A 14,983-nucleotide genomic window follows, 5' to 3' on the forward strand; every position below is an offset into this window, starting at 1 on the left:
CGCGGGCAGCATTTGGTAAGCGGCACGGGCCTGGAAGGCAATATGCCGTCTTGTTGACGTCGGCATTCCGCCGCCAGCCTTGCGAAACCTTCGTCATTTGGCTAAGGAGGCCGCGCATTCAGCGGCCGGCGCCAGCCGGGCGCTTTCCTCCGCTTTCGGCTCCTAGTTTTTTGGCAAGGGGCCGGCTTCAGTCAAAGGCATTTCGCTTCCATGGCGCGTATCGTGATGAAATTCGGCGGAACCTCCGTCGCCGACATCGCCCGCATCCGCAATGTGGCGCGTCACGTCAAACGCGAGGTCGACGCCGGCCATGAAGTGGCGGTGGTGGTTTCGGCAATGGCCGGCAAGACCAACGAGCTGGTCGGCTGGACGCGCGAAGCCTCGCCGATGCACGACGCACGCGAATATGACGCCGTCGTCGCCTCCGGCGAACAGGTCACCGCCGGCCTGCTGGCGATCACCTTGCAGAACATGGGCGTGCACGCCCGCTCCTGGCAGGGCTGGCAGATCCCGATCAAGACCGACAACGCGCATGGCGCGGCGCGCATTCTCGACATCGACGGCGCCTTCCTGATCAAGCGCTTCGGCGAGGGGCAGGTGGCCGTCATCGCCGGCTTCCAGGGCATCGGACCTGACAATCGCATCGCAACGCTCGGTCGCGGCGGTTCCGACACAAGTGCCGTCGCCATCGCCGCGGCGGTCAAGGCGGACCGTTGCGACATCTATACCGACGTCGACGGGGTCTACACCACCGATCCGCGCATCGAGCCCAAGGCGCGGCGGCTGGCCAAGATCTCCTTCGAGGAAATGCTTGAAATGGCCTCGCTCGGCGCCAAGGTTCTGCAGGTGCGTTCGGTCGAGCTTGCCATGGTGCACAGGGTGCGTACCTTCGTGCGGTCGTCCTTCGACGATCCCGACGCGCCCGGAATGGGGGATTTGCTCAATCCTCCGGGAACGCTCATTTGCGACGAGGAAGAGATCGTGGAACAGCAGGTCGTCACCGGAATTGCCTACGCCAAGGACGAGGCCCAGATTTCGCTGCGCCGCGTCGGCGACCGTCCAGGCGTCGCCGCCGGCATTTTCGGGCCGCTGGCCGAGGCCAACATCAATGTCGACATGATCGTCCAGAACATCTCCGAGGACGGCAAGTTCACCGACATGACCTTCACGGTGCCATCGGGCGACGTCGACAAGGCGCTGGCCGTGCTTGAGCGGCTGAAAGCCGAGGTCGGCTACGATGTCGTGCAGTCCGAAGCCGGCATGTCGAAGGTCTCGGTCATCGGCATCGGCATGAGGAGCCACGCCGGTGTCGCCGCCACAGCCTTCAAGGCACTGGCGGACAAGGCGATCAACATTCGCGCCATCACCACCTCCGAGATCAAGATTTCGATACTGATCGACGGTCCGTACACCGAACTTGCGGTTCGCACTTTGCATTCCGTCTACGGTCTGGATAAGCAGTAGCAAGACTGAATCAGTTGTTGCGCGCGTGCCGGCAGCGGCGGAAACTGCGCCGGCAAGTGTTTCATTGGAGAAGAAGCCGCGATGCGTGACCAGGCCAGTGGCCCGCGCGTTTTGCTGAAACGGCTCCGCGAGCTCATGCAGGAGCCGCTGGAGCCGCAGGAGCGGCTTGACCGGATCGTGCGCGACATCGCCTCCAACATGGTCGCGGAAGTGTGCTCGCTCTATGTGCTGCGCGCCGATTCGGTGCTCGAGCTCTACGCCACCGAGGGTCTGAACCCGAACGCCGTCCACCTGGCGCAACTGCGGCTGGGACAAGGCCTGGTCGGAACCATCGCCGCCAGCGCGCGGCCGCTCAACCTTTCCAATGCTCAGGAACACCCGGCCTTTGCCTACCTGCCGGAGACCGGGGAAGAAATCTACAATTCCTTCCTTGGCGTCCCGGTGCTCAGGGCAGGGCGCACGCTGGGCGTCCTCGTCGTCCAGAACAAGACCATGCGGCACTATCGCGACGACGAGGTCGAGGCGCTGGAAACCACCGCCATGGTCATCGCCGAGATGATCGCCACCGGCGACCTGGCGCGGCTGACCCGCCCCGGCCTCGAACTCGACTTGCGCCGGCCTGTCAGCTTCACTGGCCTGTCCTTCAATGATGGCGTCGGGCTTGGGCATGTCGTGCTCCACGAGCCGCGCATCGTCGTCACCAATCTGTTCAACGAGGACAGCGAGGAAGAGGTCCGGCGGCTGGAAAGCTCGCTCGGGTCGCTGCGGCTCTCCATCGACGACATGCTGGAGCGCCGCGATGTCGCTTTCGAGGGCGAGCACCGCCAGGTGCTGGAAGCCTATCGCATGTTCGCCAATGACCGCGGCTGGGTGCGGCGCCTGGAAGAGGCGATCCGCAACGGCCTGACGGCAGAGGCCGCGGTGGAAAAGGTGCAGAGCGACATGCGCGCCCGCATGCTGCACATGACCGATCCTTATCTGCGCGAGCGGATGAGCGATTTCGACGACCTCGCCAACCGGCTCCTGCGCCAGCTGATGGGACGCGGGCCGGAAGATGTCGCGGCTTCGTTGCCGAAGGACGCCATCATCGTCGCCCGCTCGATGGGTGCGGCCGAACTGCTCGACTACCCTCGCGACAAGCTGCGCGGGCTGGTGCTGGAGGATGGCGCGGCCACAAGCCATGTCGTCATCGTCGCCCGCGCCATGGGCATTCCGGTCGCCGGCCAAATGAAGGGCGCCGTTTCGATGGCGGAAAACGGCGATGCCATCATCGTCGATGGCGAGGAAGGCACGATCCATCTGCGGCCGCAGTCCGATCTCGAGGCCGCCTATGCCGAAAAAGTGCGTTTCAGGGCGCGCCGGCAAGAGGTCTACCGCGAACTGCGCAAGAAGCCGTCGATGACCAGGGACGGCGTCCAGGTCGACCTCTTGATGAATGCCGGGCTTGCCGTCGACCTGCCGCAGCTGGCCGAGGCGGGTGCTGCCGGCATCGGCCTGTTCCGCACCGAGCTGCAGTTCATGGTCGCCTCGACCTTTCCGCGTGCCGAGGCACAGGAAAAACTCTATCGCGACGTGCTGGAGGCCGCACGCGGCAAGCCGGTCACCTTCCGCACCATCGACATTGGCGGCGACAAGGTTCTGCCCTATTTCAAGGGCGCCATCCAGGAAGAGAACCCGGCGCTCGGCTGGCGGGCGATCCGCCTGACGCTCGACCGGCCGGGGCTGCTGCGCACCCAGATCCGCGCCCTGCTGAAGGCCAGCGGCGGGCGCGAGCTCAAGCTGATGCTGCCGATGGTGACCGAGCTCGGCGAGATTGCCCAGGCGCGCGAGATCATCGACCGCGAAGTGCGGCATCTGTCGCGCTTCGCCCACCATCTGCCGACCAGCCTCAAGCTGGGCGCGATGCTGGAAGTGCCGTCGCTTCTGTTCCAGCTCGACGAATTGATGAAGGCGGTCGACTTCGTCTCGGTCGGTTCGAACGACCTGTTCCAGTTCGTCATGGCGGTAGATCGCGGCAACACGCAACTGGCCAACCGCTTCGACACGCTGTCGGCGCCGTTCCTGCGTGTCTTGAAGCAGATCGCCGATGCCGGCATCCGCAACCACACGCCGGTGACGCTGTGCGGTGAACTCGCCGGCAAGCCGATTTCGGCGATGGCCCTGATCGGTCTCGGCTTCCGCTCGATCTCGATGTCACCGGCCTCGATCGGCCCGGTCAAGGCGATGCTGACGGAATTGCCGCTGGATGAGCTGACGGCGTTCTTCGACGACAATCTGATGGCGCCGGCACAGGGGCTGCCGATGCGGGCGCTGCTGCAGGCCTTCGCCGACGACCGCTCGATCCCGTTGTAGCGCCGCCATCATGGTCAATTTGCCCCGCGATCGCATGGATCAAGTCGTCAAGCGTTTCGAGATGCTCGAAGCGCAGATGTCGGCCGGCCCAGCGCCGGATGCCTATGTGAAGATGGCGTCCGAATATGCCGAACTGCAGGACATGGTGGCCAAGGTCAGGGAATTGCGAGCGGCCGAACACGAGCAGGCCGACCTCGAAGCAATGCTCGCCGACAAGGGCACCGATGCCGAGATGCGGGCGCTTGCCGAGGCGGATCTGCCGGGGGTGGAGGAACGCATCGAGGCACTGCAGAAGGATATCCAGATCCTGCTCCTGCCCAAGGATGCCGCCGACGACAAGAACGCCATCCTCGAAATCCGCGCCGGAACCGGCGGCGACGAGGCCGCGCTTTTCGCCGGTGACCTGTTTCGCATGTATGAGCGCTATGCCGCCGAGCGTGGCTGGCGGTTCGAGACGGTGTCGGCCAGCGACGGCGATGCCGGCGGGTTCAAGGAAATCATCGCCACGGTTTCCGGCAAGGGCGTTTTCGCCCATCTGAAATTCGAGTCCGGCGTGCATCGCGTGCAGCGCGTGCCGGCGACCGAGGCGAGCGGGCGCATTCATACCTCGGCGGCGACGGTGGCGGTACTGCCGGAAGCCGAAGAGGTCGACATCGAGATCCGTGCCGAAGACATCCGCATCGATACGATGCGCGCCTCGGGTTCCGGCGGCCAGCATGTGAACACCACCGATTCGGCTGTCCGCATCACCCACCTGCCGACCGGCATCATGGTGGTGCAGGCGGAGAAGTCGCAACACCAGAACCGGGCAAAGGCCATGCAGATCCTGCGCGCCCGGCTCTATGACCTGGAGCGCGGCAAGGCCGACGAGGAGCGTTCCGAATCGCGCAAATCGCAGGTCGGGTCCGGCGATCGCTCGGAACGCATCCGAACCTATAATTTCCCGCAAGGCCGCGTCACCGACCACCGGATCAACCTGACGCTCTACAAGCTCGACAGGGTGATGATGGGCGAACTCGACGAAGTCATCGACGCGCTGATCGCCGACCACCAGTCGAAGCTGCTGGCCGATATCGGCCTCGATGGCTGACCCTCTGCCCAACGCGCTGGGGCCGCTGTTGCGGGAAGCGCGGGCCAGGCTTGTGGCGGCCGGGGTGGATGATCCCCCGCTCGACGCACGGCTGATCGTCGAACATTTTTCCGGCACGACCCGTACGCAGGCCATTGCCGACCCTGAACATGAGATCGACAGCAACGCCATCGCCGCGATCGACGCCGCCCTGTGGCGTCGATCCGCCGGCGAACCCGTGCATCGCATCCTGGGCTACCGTGAATTCTACGGTTTGCGCCTGGCGCTGTCGCCGGAAACGCTGGAACCCAGGCCGGATACCGAAACTCTGGTCGAGGCGGTGCTGCCTTTCGTCAAGACAATTGCCGCGCGGGAGGGTTCGTGCCGCATCCTCGATCTCGGCACCGGGACGGGCGCCATCGCCCTGGCGCTGCTGAGTGCGGTGCCGACCGCGACCGCCACTGGCGTCGACATCGCAGCTGGAGCGCTGGCGACGGCGGCCCGCAATGCCGGGCAAATCGGGGTTGGCGACCGGTTCGCGACGGTTCGATCGGACTGGTTCGAAAAAGTTTCCGGCCGATACCATGTAATTGCCGCAAACCCTCCCTATATACTTTCACGAGACATTGGAAATCTGCAGGACGAGGTCCGCGATTTCGACCCACGCCTGGCCCTGGATGGTGGCGTGGATGGGCTGACCCCCTACAGGATCATCGCCGCCGAAGCGGCACCATTTCTGGAAGCAGAAAGCAGGATTGCGGTCGAGATCGGCCACACGCAACGTAACGAGGTCAACGACATATTCCGTGCAGCCGGCTACGCTGCGGGTGAGTTGTTTCGTGATCTTGGCGGAAACGACAGGGTTCTTGTCTTTCAATGGGGATAAGCCTTGACGCACTGCGAAAAAACCGCTTGGCAATACCGGGGAATGCGGCTAGGGTCGCCTCAACCGGATGAGACGAAGCAGGCAGTGCTCTTAGCGATTCGGTCCTCCTTGGAAATAGCTGCCTTCTTGCGCAAACGACGCCCAAGCTTCGTGCGGGAATCGTCCGGCAAGTGATGTAACCGGAACAGGATGGCACGTGGCGCCAACGCAATTGATGCGGGCGAACGCCGGTGAAGAAACGAAACGGCTGGCTGCATGAGCGCCTCCGTTCGTGACGAGTTTTCGAAAATTTCAAGATGAAGAGAGTCGAATGAGGCCACAACAGCAGAACAGGCGCATGCGCGGTCGCAATAACAATGGCGGCGGCGGTGGCAACAACAATAACAACAACAACCGCAAGGGCCCGAATCCCCTGACGCGCAACTACGAGAGCAACGGCCCGGACGTGAAGATCCGTGGATCGGCTCAGCAGATCGCCGAAAAATACGCCACCTTGGCCCGTGACGCGCAAAGCTCCGGCGACAGGGTCATGGCGGAGAACTATCTCCAGCACGCCGAACACTATAATCGCATCATTGCCGCCGCGCAGGCGCAGATGCCGATCCAGAACGTCCAGCAGAACCGCGACGATTTCGACGATGACGGTGATGAGGATCGCGACGAGTTCGACAATGCCGGGAACAATGGGGCCGGTAACAGCGGCAACACCGTTTCCGAACCGCAAGTACCTGTAATCAACCATGGCGCCGGTCCGCAGCCGGTGATCGAAGGCATGCCGGCGGAGGTCGCGCTGAACCGGGACGGCCGCGACAATCGTGACAATGCCGGGCGCGATAATGGCGGACGTGACAATAACGGACGCAACAATAACCGCGACAACAATGGCGGGCGCCACCGCGATCGCCGTCCCAATGGCGGCTACGGCCAGAATGGCCAGCGCGATTATGCTTCGTCCGCCGAGCAAGGCGGTCAGCAGCAGCGCAACGAATTCCCGGGGCAGGCGGAAGTACAGGCAGAGCCCGGTTCGCCGGTCGAGACCGCTGCGGTAGCCGAGCCGGCTCCGCTGTTCGAGAGTTTTTCGCCAGCGGCTCTTGCCGCCCAGGCCGAGCTCAACGAGGCGGCCACCGAGAGCGGTGCTGCCCGCCGTCCGCGCCGTCCGCGCCGTCCGCGCGCCAGCGCCGACCAGGTCGACGCCGGCAGCGGCAATGCGGATGCCGGCGAGGTGGCCGCGGCTCCGGCAGACAACGCCAGTTCCGAGCCGGTGATTGCCGACATCGACAACTGATCGAACACCATTTCAAGACATGGAGCGGCGGGGAGAAATCTCCGCCGTTTCCGTTTGGGCTGACGTGGAATATTATGCATTGACCGATATCAAGGCGTCTTGAGACGGCATGGTCCATGCACCATATCTCGGCTGAACAGGATCCGGCTCGAATGGGCGGGTCCGTCACCGCAATCTGATCCGGTGCCGCGAAGCGGGCCGGTGATGGAAGGAGACAGATATGAACCTTGAGAAGTACTCCGAGCGCGTGCGCGGCTTTATCCAGTCCGCGCAGACCATGGCGCTCTCCCGCAATCACCAGCAATTCACTCCCGAACACATTTTGAAGGTCCTCGTCGACGATGATGAGGGCCTGGCCGCGTCGCTGATTGAACGCGCCGGCGGCAACGTCCGCGACGTCAAGCTCGGCGTCGAGACCGCGCTCGAGGCGATGCCGAAGGTGGAAGGCGGCAACGGCCAGCTTTATCTGGCGCAGCCGCTGGCCAAGGTGTTCTCGACCGCCGAGGAACTGGCCAAGAAGGCCGGGGACAGCTTCGTCACCGTCGAGCGGCTGTTGCAGGCGCTCACCATGGAGAAGTCGGCAAAGACCGCCGATATCTTGGCCAAGGCCGGAGTCACCGCGCAGGCGCTGAACCAGGTCATCAATGACGTCCGCAAGGGCCGCACCGCCGATTCGGCGAGTGCCGAGCAGGGCTATGACGCGCTGAAGAAATATGCGCGCGACCTGACCGCGGATGCCCGTGCCGGGAAGCTGGACCCCGTGATTGGCCGCGACGACGAGATCCGCCGCACCATCCAGGTGCTGTCGCGGCGCACCAAGAACAATCCGGTGCTGATCGGTGAACCGGGCGTCGGCAAGACGGCGATCGCCGAAGGCCTGGCGCTGCGCATCGTCAATGGCGACGTGCCGGAATCGCTGAAGGACAAGCAGTTGATGGCGCTCGACATGGGCGCGCTGATCGCCGGTGCCAAGTATCGCGGCGAGTTCGAGGAGCGGCTGAAGGCAGTGCTCTCGGAAGTCACCTCGGCCAATGGCAACATCATCCTGTTCATCGACGAAATGCACACTCTGGTCGGTGCCGGCAAGGCGGACGGCGCGATGGATGCGTCGAACCTGTTGAAGCCGGCGCTCGCGCGCGGCGAATTGCACTGCGTCGGCGCCACCACGCTCGATGAATACCGCAAGCATGTCGAGAAGGATCCGGCACTTGCCCGCCGCTTCCAGCCGGTCTTCGTCGATGAGCCGACGGTGGAGGACACGGTCTCGATCCTGCGCGGCCTGAAGGAGAAATACGAGCAGCACCACAAGGTGCGCATCTCCGACTCGGCGCTGGTGGCGGCGGCGACGCTGTCCAATCGCTATATCGCCGACCGCTTCCTGCCGGACAAGGCGATCGACCTGGTCGATGAGGCCGCCTCGCGGCTTCGCATGCAGGTCGATTCAAAGCCCGAGGCGCTGGACGAGATCGACCGCCGCATCATGCAGCTCAAGATCGAGCGCGAGGCGCTGAAGGTCGAGACGGATGACGCCTCGAAAGACCGTCTCGCCCGCCTGGAAAAGGAACTTGTCGGGCTCGAGGAAGAATCCACCGAGATCACCGCCAAATGGCAGGCGGAGAAGCAGAAGCTCGGGCTCGCCGCCGACTTGAAGAAGCAGCTCGACGAGGCGCGCAACGAACTGGCCATTGCCCAGCGCAAGGGTGAATTCCAGCGCGCCGGCGAGCTTGCCTATGGCAAGATCCCCGAACTGGAAAAGAAGCTCAAGGATGCCGAAGCCCAGGACGGCAAGGCCGGCATGGTCGAGGAGGTGGTCACCCCCGACCACGTCGCCCATATCGTCTCGCGCTGGACCGGCATTCCGGTCGACAAGATGCTGCAGGGCGAACGCGACAAGCTGCTGCGCATGGAAGACGAGATCGGCAAGCGGGTCGTCGGCCAGGGCGAGGCGGTGCAAGCCGTTTCCAAGGCAGTGCGGCGCGCCCGTGCCGGTCTGCAGGATCCGAACCGGCCGATCGGCTCGTTCATCTTCCTCGGGCCGACGGGTGTCGGCAAGACCGAACTGACCAAGGCGCTGGCAAGCTTCCTGTTCGACGACGACAGCGCCATGGTGCGCATCGACATGTCGGAGTTCATGGAGAAGCACTCGGTCGCCCGGCTGATCGGCGCGCCTCCCGGCTATGTCGGCTATGAGGAAGGCGGCGCGCTCACCGAAGCGGTGCGGCGCCGGCCCTATCAGGTCGTGCTCTTCGACGAGATCGAGAAGGCGCATCCCGATGTCTTCAACGTGCTCTTGCAGGTACTCGATGACGGCCGGCTCACCGACGGGCAGGGCCGCACGGTCGATTTCCGCAACACGCTGATCATCATGACGTCGAACCTCGGTGCCGAATATCTGGTCAATCTCGGCGAGGACCAGGATGTCGACGCGGTGCGCGACGAGGTGATGGGCGTGGTGAGGGCATCGTTCCGGCCGGAGTTCCTCAACCGCGTCGACGAGGTGATCCTGTTCCACCGGCTGCGCCGCAAGGACATGGACCGCATCGTCGAAATCCAGCTCAAGCGACTGGAAAGCCTGCTTGTCGATCGCAAGATCACGCTGTCGCTGGATCACGAGGCGATCGAGTGGCTGGCGGCCAAGGGCTATGACCCGGCCTATGGCGCGCGGCCGCTGAAGCGGGTGATGCAGAAGGAGTTGCAGGACCCGCTGGCGGAGAAGATCCTGCTCGGCGAGATCCTCGACGGCTCGACCGTCAAGGTGACGGCCGGCTCCGACCGGCTGAACTTCCGTTCCAAGCCGACGGTCGTGGCGACCGAAGCGGCGGCTTGATCCCACGCCGCGCGTCCACCCTGGGCGCGCGGCGTTTTCACACTGATGATGGGGCGTGGATGACGCTGGACGACTACAACAGCTTCTGCGCCTCGCTGCCCGCGACAAACCATGTCGTCCAGTGGGGTGGCGCCCATGTCTGGAAGGTCGGGACCAAGGTGTTTGCGATCGGCGGCTGGGATCAGAGCCAGCAGCTCTTCGTCACCTTCAAATGTTCCGACATCGCCTATGACGTGCTCAAGGAGCAGCCGGGCTTGCTGCCCGCGCCCTATCTTGCTTCACGCGGCATGAAATGGATCCAGCGTCGGACAAGCCAGAGCATGGATGATGGTGCGCTGAAGGACTATTTGCGCGAAAGCCATCGCCTTGTCGCCCTGAAGCTGACCAAGCAGGCGCGCAAGGAACTGGGCCTTGCCGCAAGCTAGCTGATATTCGTCTATACGCCGGAAAACCGCCATCTTCATGCCCGGTTCATGTTGGAACCATATGGTGGGGTAACTGGTTTGCTGGCGAAGGGGTTCGCCGAAGAACAACGCCGGGCGGCGGCAATTACGGACCGGAGAGTTTGGCCACAATGTTCCGCACGATCTTTGCCCTTTCGGCGCTCGCCGCCGGGCTTGTGTCTTTTGGTGCGCTTGCTGCGCCGACACAGGACAATGCACCACGGCTTGTCCGCGCTGCCGATGACGGCGGCATTCTCGTCGCCCAGGATGGGAATCTGGATATCTACTATGATGCCCGCGGCAACCGCGTCATCGTTGATGCCGATACCGGCAAGGTCATCGCCATCCAGCCGCCGCAGACACGGCTTGACCGGCGCGCGCTGCGCCGCGAGACAAGGCTGCGCGAGTTGGGCCGGGCTCCCGCCGATGACGACCGTTACTATCTCGACAATCCGGAAGACATGGCGCGGTTCCGCCGCAAGCAGTTGGAAGAGGAAGGCCGGGTCATCCCGCCGCCGGCCGACGAATATGACCCCTATGGCGACAATTCGGTGGAAGCCTATCCGCCGGCGCCGCAGGACGACGGCAATTACGACAACAACTATCCCGATGCGCCGCAGCCGGCAAAGCCGGGCACCATCAAGCGCCAGCCGCTGAACGAGGCCTCGATAGACCCTGTGCAGCCGACGGAACAGGCACCGCCCGCCGACCAATCGGCATTGCCGCCGAAGATTGACGGCAAGACCACGGTTGACCCATCGCTGTCGCTGGGCGCCCGCCAGGATGTAGCGGCGCTGCAGGTGCTGCTCGACCGGGGTGGCGCTTCGCCTGGTGTCATTGACGGGCGCTTCGGCTCGAATGTCGACAAGGCGATCGCCGCCTATAATGAGATCACGGGCAGCAATCTCAAGTCGACCGATGCTGTCGGTATCCAGACGGCCCTTGCGCAGTCCGGTGGCGACGCGTTTGCCAACTATACGATCACCGCGGAGGATGCGGCCGGCCCCTATGTCGCCTCGGTCCCGGAAGACTACAGCCAGAAGGCGCAGCTCAACTGCATGTGCTACACCTCTGTCACCGAGGCGCTGGCGGAGCGCTTCCACATGGACGAAAACTATCTGAAGTCGATCAACAAGGGCCTCGACTTCAACCGCCCCGGCACGATCATCAAGGTCGCCAATTTCGGCAAGCTGGTGTCAACGCCCGTCGCGCGCATCGTTGCCGACAAGACCAAGAAAGAAGTGTACGCCTACGATGCGGGTGGCAAGCTGGTCGCGGCCTATCCCGCCACCATCGGCTCGGCAGATACGCCGTCGCCCACCGGCATCCACGCCGTGTCGCGCATCGCGCTCGATCCGAACTATACCTACAACCCGAACATCAATTTCAAGCAGGGCCAGAACGACAAGATCCTGACCATTCCGCCCGGCCCCAACGGACCTGTCGGGTCGGTCTGGATTGCCTTGGACAAGCCGACCTATGGCATCCACGGAACGCCCGAACCGTCGAAGATCGGCAAGACCGAAAGCCACGGCTGCGTGCGCCTGACCAACTGGGACGCGCGCGAACTCGCCAAGCTGGTGTCGCCGGGCGTTACCGTGGAGTTTGTCGGCGGACCTTCAGCCGATGACGTTGCGCAGCAATGAGCCGCGCAGCGCGGCGGCATAGATCAGCTGCACGACCAGAATGAAGCCGACGCTGAGCAACGGGTTGACCAGGCAGAGTGCGGCGCCGATCGCCCACAGGATCTGCGCCTTGACGATACGCATGTAGACCATGCGCCTCGTTTCGGCGTCGACATCTTCCGCGACAAAGCCGCTCTTTTCCGCATAGTGCCAGCTGGCGAACAGGGTGACGCCGAGCATCAGCAGGTTAAACCAGTAGACCAGCACCGCGGTCCTGAATTCGAGGAAGTCCGCCAGAAGGTCGGTCGAAAACGGCAAGAGCGCGATAAAGGCGAGAAAGCAGAGGTTCAGCGTGGCGAGCCGTCTGTCGGACTTGGCGATCAGCCCATGCTGGGCCTGCTGGCCGAACCAGAATATGGTCAGGGTCAGGAAACTCAACGCATAGGTCAGGAAGCGCGGCGCCAGTGCCGCGATGGCGGCAAGCAGATCGTGCTCGGAATGAACAGTCTCATGCGCCGGCACCCTGATCTCGAGCACGATCAGCGTGAGCGCGATGGCGAAGACGCCGTCGGTGATGCCGACAATGCGGCCGCGTCCTTCCGCCGACGCTTCGAGTGGGCGCTTCATCGGTTCCTCCGCCTGCGGTTCCCCGAAAAATCTAGCACGACTGAGGCCATTTGCATCCGGACGGGATGTTTCCTGGCAATATGGCTGGTTTCAAGGACTACAAGCTGCTGGCCGGTTGTTGCCAGCCCAGCGGCAGTCTAAGCAATTGCCATGCATTCGCCAGATGAAGCCGCCGCAATTCCGCTGACCAGACCGGTCACGAACGGGACGTTCTGCCCGCAATCGCAGCGCCGATACGTGCTGATCGCGGCGATCCTGGCGTCGGCGCTCGGCTTCATCGACGGTTCGATCCTGGCCATCGCCATGCCGGCGATCCGCGTCAATCTTGGCGCCAGTCTCGCCGAGGCGCAGTGGATCTCCAATGGCTATGCGTTGACGCTGTCGGCGCTGATCCTTGCCGGCGGGGCCGCCGGCGACCGGTTCGGGCTGCGCCGCGCCTTCGTGGCCGGCATCGTGTTGTTTGTCGCAGCCTCGCTTGCCTGTGCGCTGGCACCGAATGCTGTCGTGCTGATCGCGTTTCGCGCCCTCCAGGGCATTGGCGCGGCGATCATGGTGCCGGGCAGCCTCGCCATCATCGCCAAGGCCTACCCAAAGAAAGAACGCGGCCGTGCGATCGGCATCTGGGCGGCGGCCTCGGCGCTGACCACCGCACTCGGCCCCGTGCTCGGCGGCCTTGTTTTGTCGGCTTTCGGCGACGGCATCTGGCGAGCGATCTTCGCCGTCAACCTGCCTCTCGGCCTGATTTCGATCTATCTCCTGCTTGCCAAGATTCCAGCCGATGCGCCGACGGAGAAACGCAGCCTGGATCTCGGCGGTGGCGCGCTGGCGACATTGGCCTTCGGCGCGCTCGCGTATGGGCTGACGTCTATGAGTTCCAGCGGCGAGGGCCACATGGCAGGGCCGAGCATTGCCGCCGGCGCGGTGCTGCTTGTGGTCTTCATCCTGTTCGAGCAGCGACAGCGCGAGCCGATGATCGATCTCAGCCTGTTTCGCATCGGCGCTTTCGCCGGCGCCAATGTAGCGACCTTCTTTCTCTATTTCGCGCTGTCGGCCAATCTCTTCTATCTGCCGATGCTGCTGATCGCCGGCTGGGGGCTGAGCACGGCCGAGGTCGGCTTCATCTTCCTGCCGCTGTCTGCATCGATCGCACTTCTGTCGGGACCGGTCGGTCAATTGTCTGACCGGATCGGGCCGCGTTTCCCGATCGCCTGCGGCAGTCTGATCGTTGCTTTCGCCTTTGCCGGACTTGCCTTGCTCACCCATGCCGGCATCCATAATTTCTGGACGGGGACGTTTCCGCTGATGGCGCTGATGGGACTAGGCATGGCGCTGGTGGTCTCGCCACTGTCGACCGCGATCATGACAGCGGTGGAAGACAAGGATACGGGGGCTGCTTCCGGCATCAACAATGCCGTCTCGCGCATTGGCGGCCTGATCGCGGTGGCGGCGATGGGATCGCTGGCGGCCTGGGTCTATGCCCATGCACTGGACGGCAGTGCGATTTCAGCCGTACCAGGCTTCGGCGAACCGGCACCGGCCGGACTGGCGCCCGCGCTCGATGCGGCACGGCTGGCCGCCAGTGACGCTGCCTTCTCCGTGGTCTCTTGGGTGACGGCGCTGCTTTGCCTGCTTTCAGCTGTCATCGCGTGGACGACAATTTCCGGAGAGCCGCTGCCGTGGTCGCGGCGTGCGGAAACCAGGCAAGACTGAAACGCGCAGGTTCAGCCTTCGATCTTGGCGCTGGCGACTTTCAGTGAATTGCCATCTTCCTGCTTCAGCAGATCGTCGATGCGCTCTCGCTCGCGCTTGAAGGCAACGAGGTCGTCGCCTTTCAGCACCTTGCCGACCGGCAGGCGGACCCGCATCGGATCGACCTTGGTGCCGTTGACGATCAGTTCGTAGTGGAGATGCGGGCCGGTGGCGAGGCCGGTCTGGCCGAGATAACCGATGGTCTGGCCCTGGCGCACCCGCATTCCCGGCTCGATGCCTTTGGCAAAGGCGCTCTGGTGATTGTATGAGGTTTCGTAGCCATTGGCATGGCGGATGATGATCTGCTTGCCGTAGCCGCCGGCCCAGCCGACCTTCTCGATGACGCCGTTGCCGGCGGCGATGATCGGCGTGCCGATCGGGGCAGCCCAGTCGACGCCGGTGTGCATGCGGACATAGCCGAGGATCGGGTGCTTGCGGGCGCCGAAACCGGAGCGGAATTTTCCGGCCGGCAGCGGATTGCGCAGCAGGAACTGCTGGGCGCTCGAGCCGTCCTCGTCGAAATAGTCGGTGCTGCCGTCCTGCATCTGGAAACGGTAGAAGTTGCGCGTCGTGCCGCCGAATGTCGCCGAGACGTAGAGAAGTTCGGAATTGTCCGATGTCTGGTCGTCACCGTCGGGCTGCGAGAACAGCACTTC

11 protein-coding genes (1 of these 11 only partly in view) are annotated in these 14,983 nt (G+C 63.8%); 9 read left to right on the plus strand and 2 right to left on the minus strand.

What is annotated here, in order from left to right; all coding sequences use genetic code 11:
- Nucleotides 1-210 precede the first annotated feature (210 nt).
- The 8 genes from AC07UC_RS09490 to AC07UC_RS09525 all read left to right on the plus strand — a co-directional run bounded on the left by AC07UC_RS09490 (nt 211) and on the right by AC07UC_RS09525 (nt 11,972).
- A complete protein-coding gene (locus AC07UC_RS09490; RefSeq protein WP_140772248.1) occupies nt 211-1,464 on the plus strand; it encodes an aspartate kinase in 1,254 nt (417 codons plus the stop codon).
- An 81-nt stretch (nt 1,465-1,545) separates the two neighbouring features.
- Nucleotides 1,546-3,816 carry a phosphoenolpyruvate--protein phosphotransferase gene (gene ptsP / locus AC07UC_RS09495; RefSeq protein WP_140772246.1) on the plus strand — a complete coding sequence of 757 codons (2,271 nt, stop codon included), beginning with the start codon at nt 1,546-1,548 and terminating at the stop codon, nt 3,814-3,816.
- A gap of 10 nt (nt 3,817-3,826) precedes the next feature.
- Nucleotides 3,827-4,906 (plus strand): peptide chain release factor 1, encoded by a 1,080-nt coding sequence (gene prfA, locus AC07UC_RS09500; RefSeq protein ID WP_056576253.1) that lies wholly within the window; start codon nt 3,827-3,829, stop codon nt 4,904-4,906.
- The gene (gene prmC, locus AC07UC_RS09505) at nt 4,899-5,771 is read left to right on the plus strand and encodes a peptide chain release factor N(5)-glutamine methyltransferase (RefSeq protein ID WP_494905346.1); all 873 of its coding nucleotides are present in this window, start codon (nt 4,899-4,901) and stop codon (nt 5,769-5,771) included. Before prfA ends, prmC begins: the two co-directional genes overlap by 8 nt.
- Nucleotides 5,772-6,081: 310 nt before the next feature.
- Nucleotides 6,082-7,056 carry a DUF4167 domain-containing protein gene (locus AC07UC_RS09510; protein ID WP_494905348.1) on the plus strand — a complete coding sequence of 325 codons (975 nt, stop codon included), beginning with the start codon at nt 6,082-6,084 and terminating at the stop codon, nt 7,054-7,056.
- A 220-nt stretch (nt 7,057-7,276) separates the two neighbouring features.
- The gene (gene clpB / locus AC07UC_RS09515; protein ID WP_494905349.1) at nt 7,277-9,883 is read left to right on the plus strand and encodes an ATP-dependent chaperone ClpB; all 2,607 of its coding nucleotides are present in this window, start codon (nt 7,277-7,279) and stop codon (nt 9,881-9,883) included.
- Between the two features lie 59 nt (nt 9,884-9,942).
- The gene (locus AC07UC_RS09520) at nt 9,943-10,308 is read left to right on the plus strand and encodes an MmcQ/YjbR family DNA-binding protein (RefSeq protein WP_494905350.1); all 366 of its coding nucleotides are present in this window, start codon (nt 9,943-9,945) and stop codon (nt 10,306-10,308) included.
- A 149-nt stretch (nt 10,309-10,457) separates the two neighbouring features.
- Nucleotides 10,458-11,972: a L,D-transpeptidase family protein gene (locus tag AC07UC_RS09525; RefSeq protein WP_494905351.1), complete on the plus strand. Its 1,515-nt coding sequence runs from the start codon at nt 10,458-10,460 to the stop codon at nt 11,970-11,972.
- On the opposite strand, the gene AC07UC_RS09530 is transcribed toward AC07UC_RS09525, so the two are convergent.
- Nucleotides 11,946-12,578, minus strand: a complete 633-nt coding sequence (locus AC07UC_RS09530) for a TMEM175 family protein (RefSeq protein WP_494905353.1) — start codon at nt 12,576-12,578, stop codon at nt 11,946-11,948. The genes AC07UC_RS09525 and AC07UC_RS09530 overlap by 27 nt on opposite strands.
- A 150-nt stretch (nt 12,579-12,728) precedes the next feature.
- On the opposite strand from AC07UC_RS09530, the gene AC07UC_RS09535 reads away from it, so the two are divergent.
- Nucleotides 12,729-14,288 (plus strand): MFS transporter, encoded by a 1,560-nt coding sequence (locus AC07UC_RS09535; RefSeq protein ID WP_140772232.1) that lies wholly within the window; start codon nt 12,729-12,731, stop codon nt 14,286-14,288.
- Between the two features lie 11 nt (nt 14,289-14,299).
- Here the strand turns inward: AC07UC_RS09535 and AC07UC_RS09540 are convergent, their stop codons facing one another.
- On the minus strand, nt 14,300-14,983 hold the end of the coding sequence (locus AC07UC_RS09540) for a M23 family metallopeptidase (protein ID WP_181179815.1). The gene runs 1,287 nt beyond the window's last position; 684 of the gene's 1,971 nt are visible here — the last part of the coding sequence; its start codon lies beyond the right edge, outside the window; the stop codon is at nt 14,300-14,302.

The sequence above is a fragment of the Mesorhizobium sp. GW821-FHT04C10 genome, assembly GCF_059420305.1.

Excerpts from the sequence above, each read along its gene's own strand:
- AC07UC_RS09525 (WP_494905351.1), top strand. The coding sequence starts at position 10,458 with ATGTTCCGCACGATCTTTGCCCTTTCGGCGCTCGCCGCCGGGCTTGTG.
- AC07UC_RS09535 (WP_140772232.1), top strand. The coding sequence starts at position 12,729 with ATGCATTCGCCAGATGAAGCCGCCGCAATTCCGCTGACCAGACCGGTC.
- AC07UC_RS09520 (WP_494905350.1), top strand. The coding sequence starts at position 9,943 with ATGACGCTGGACGACTACAACAGCTTCTGCGCCTCGCTGCCCGCGACA.
- prmC (WP_494905346.1), top strand. The coding sequence starts at position 4,899 with ATGGCTGACCCTCTGCCCAACGCGCTGGGGCCGCTGTTGCGGGAAGCG.
- clpB (WP_494905349.1), top strand. The coding sequence starts at position 7,277 with ATGAACCTTGAGAAGTACTCCGAGCGCGTGCGCGGCTTTATCCAGTCC.
- AC07UC_RS09530 (WP_494905353.1), bottom strand. The coding sequence starts at position 12,578 with ATGAAGCGCCCACTCGAAGCGTCGGCGGAAGGACGCGGCCGCATTGTC.
- prfA (WP_056576253.1), top strand. The coding sequence starts at position 3,827 with ATGGTCAATTTGCCCCGCGATCGCATGGATCAAGTCGTCAAGCGTTTC.
- ptsP (WP_140772246.1), top strand. The coding sequence starts at position 1,546 with ATGCGTGACCAGGCCAGTGGCCCGCGCGTTTTGCTGAAACGGCTCCGC.
- AC07UC_RS09490 (WP_140772248.1), top strand. The coding sequence starts at position 211 with ATGGCGCGTATCGTGATGAAATTCGGCGGAACCTCCGTCGCCGACATC.
- AC07UC_RS09510 (WP_494905348.1), top strand. The coding sequence starts at position 6,082 with ATGAGGCCACAACAGCAGAACAGGCGCATGCGCGGTCGCAATAACAAT.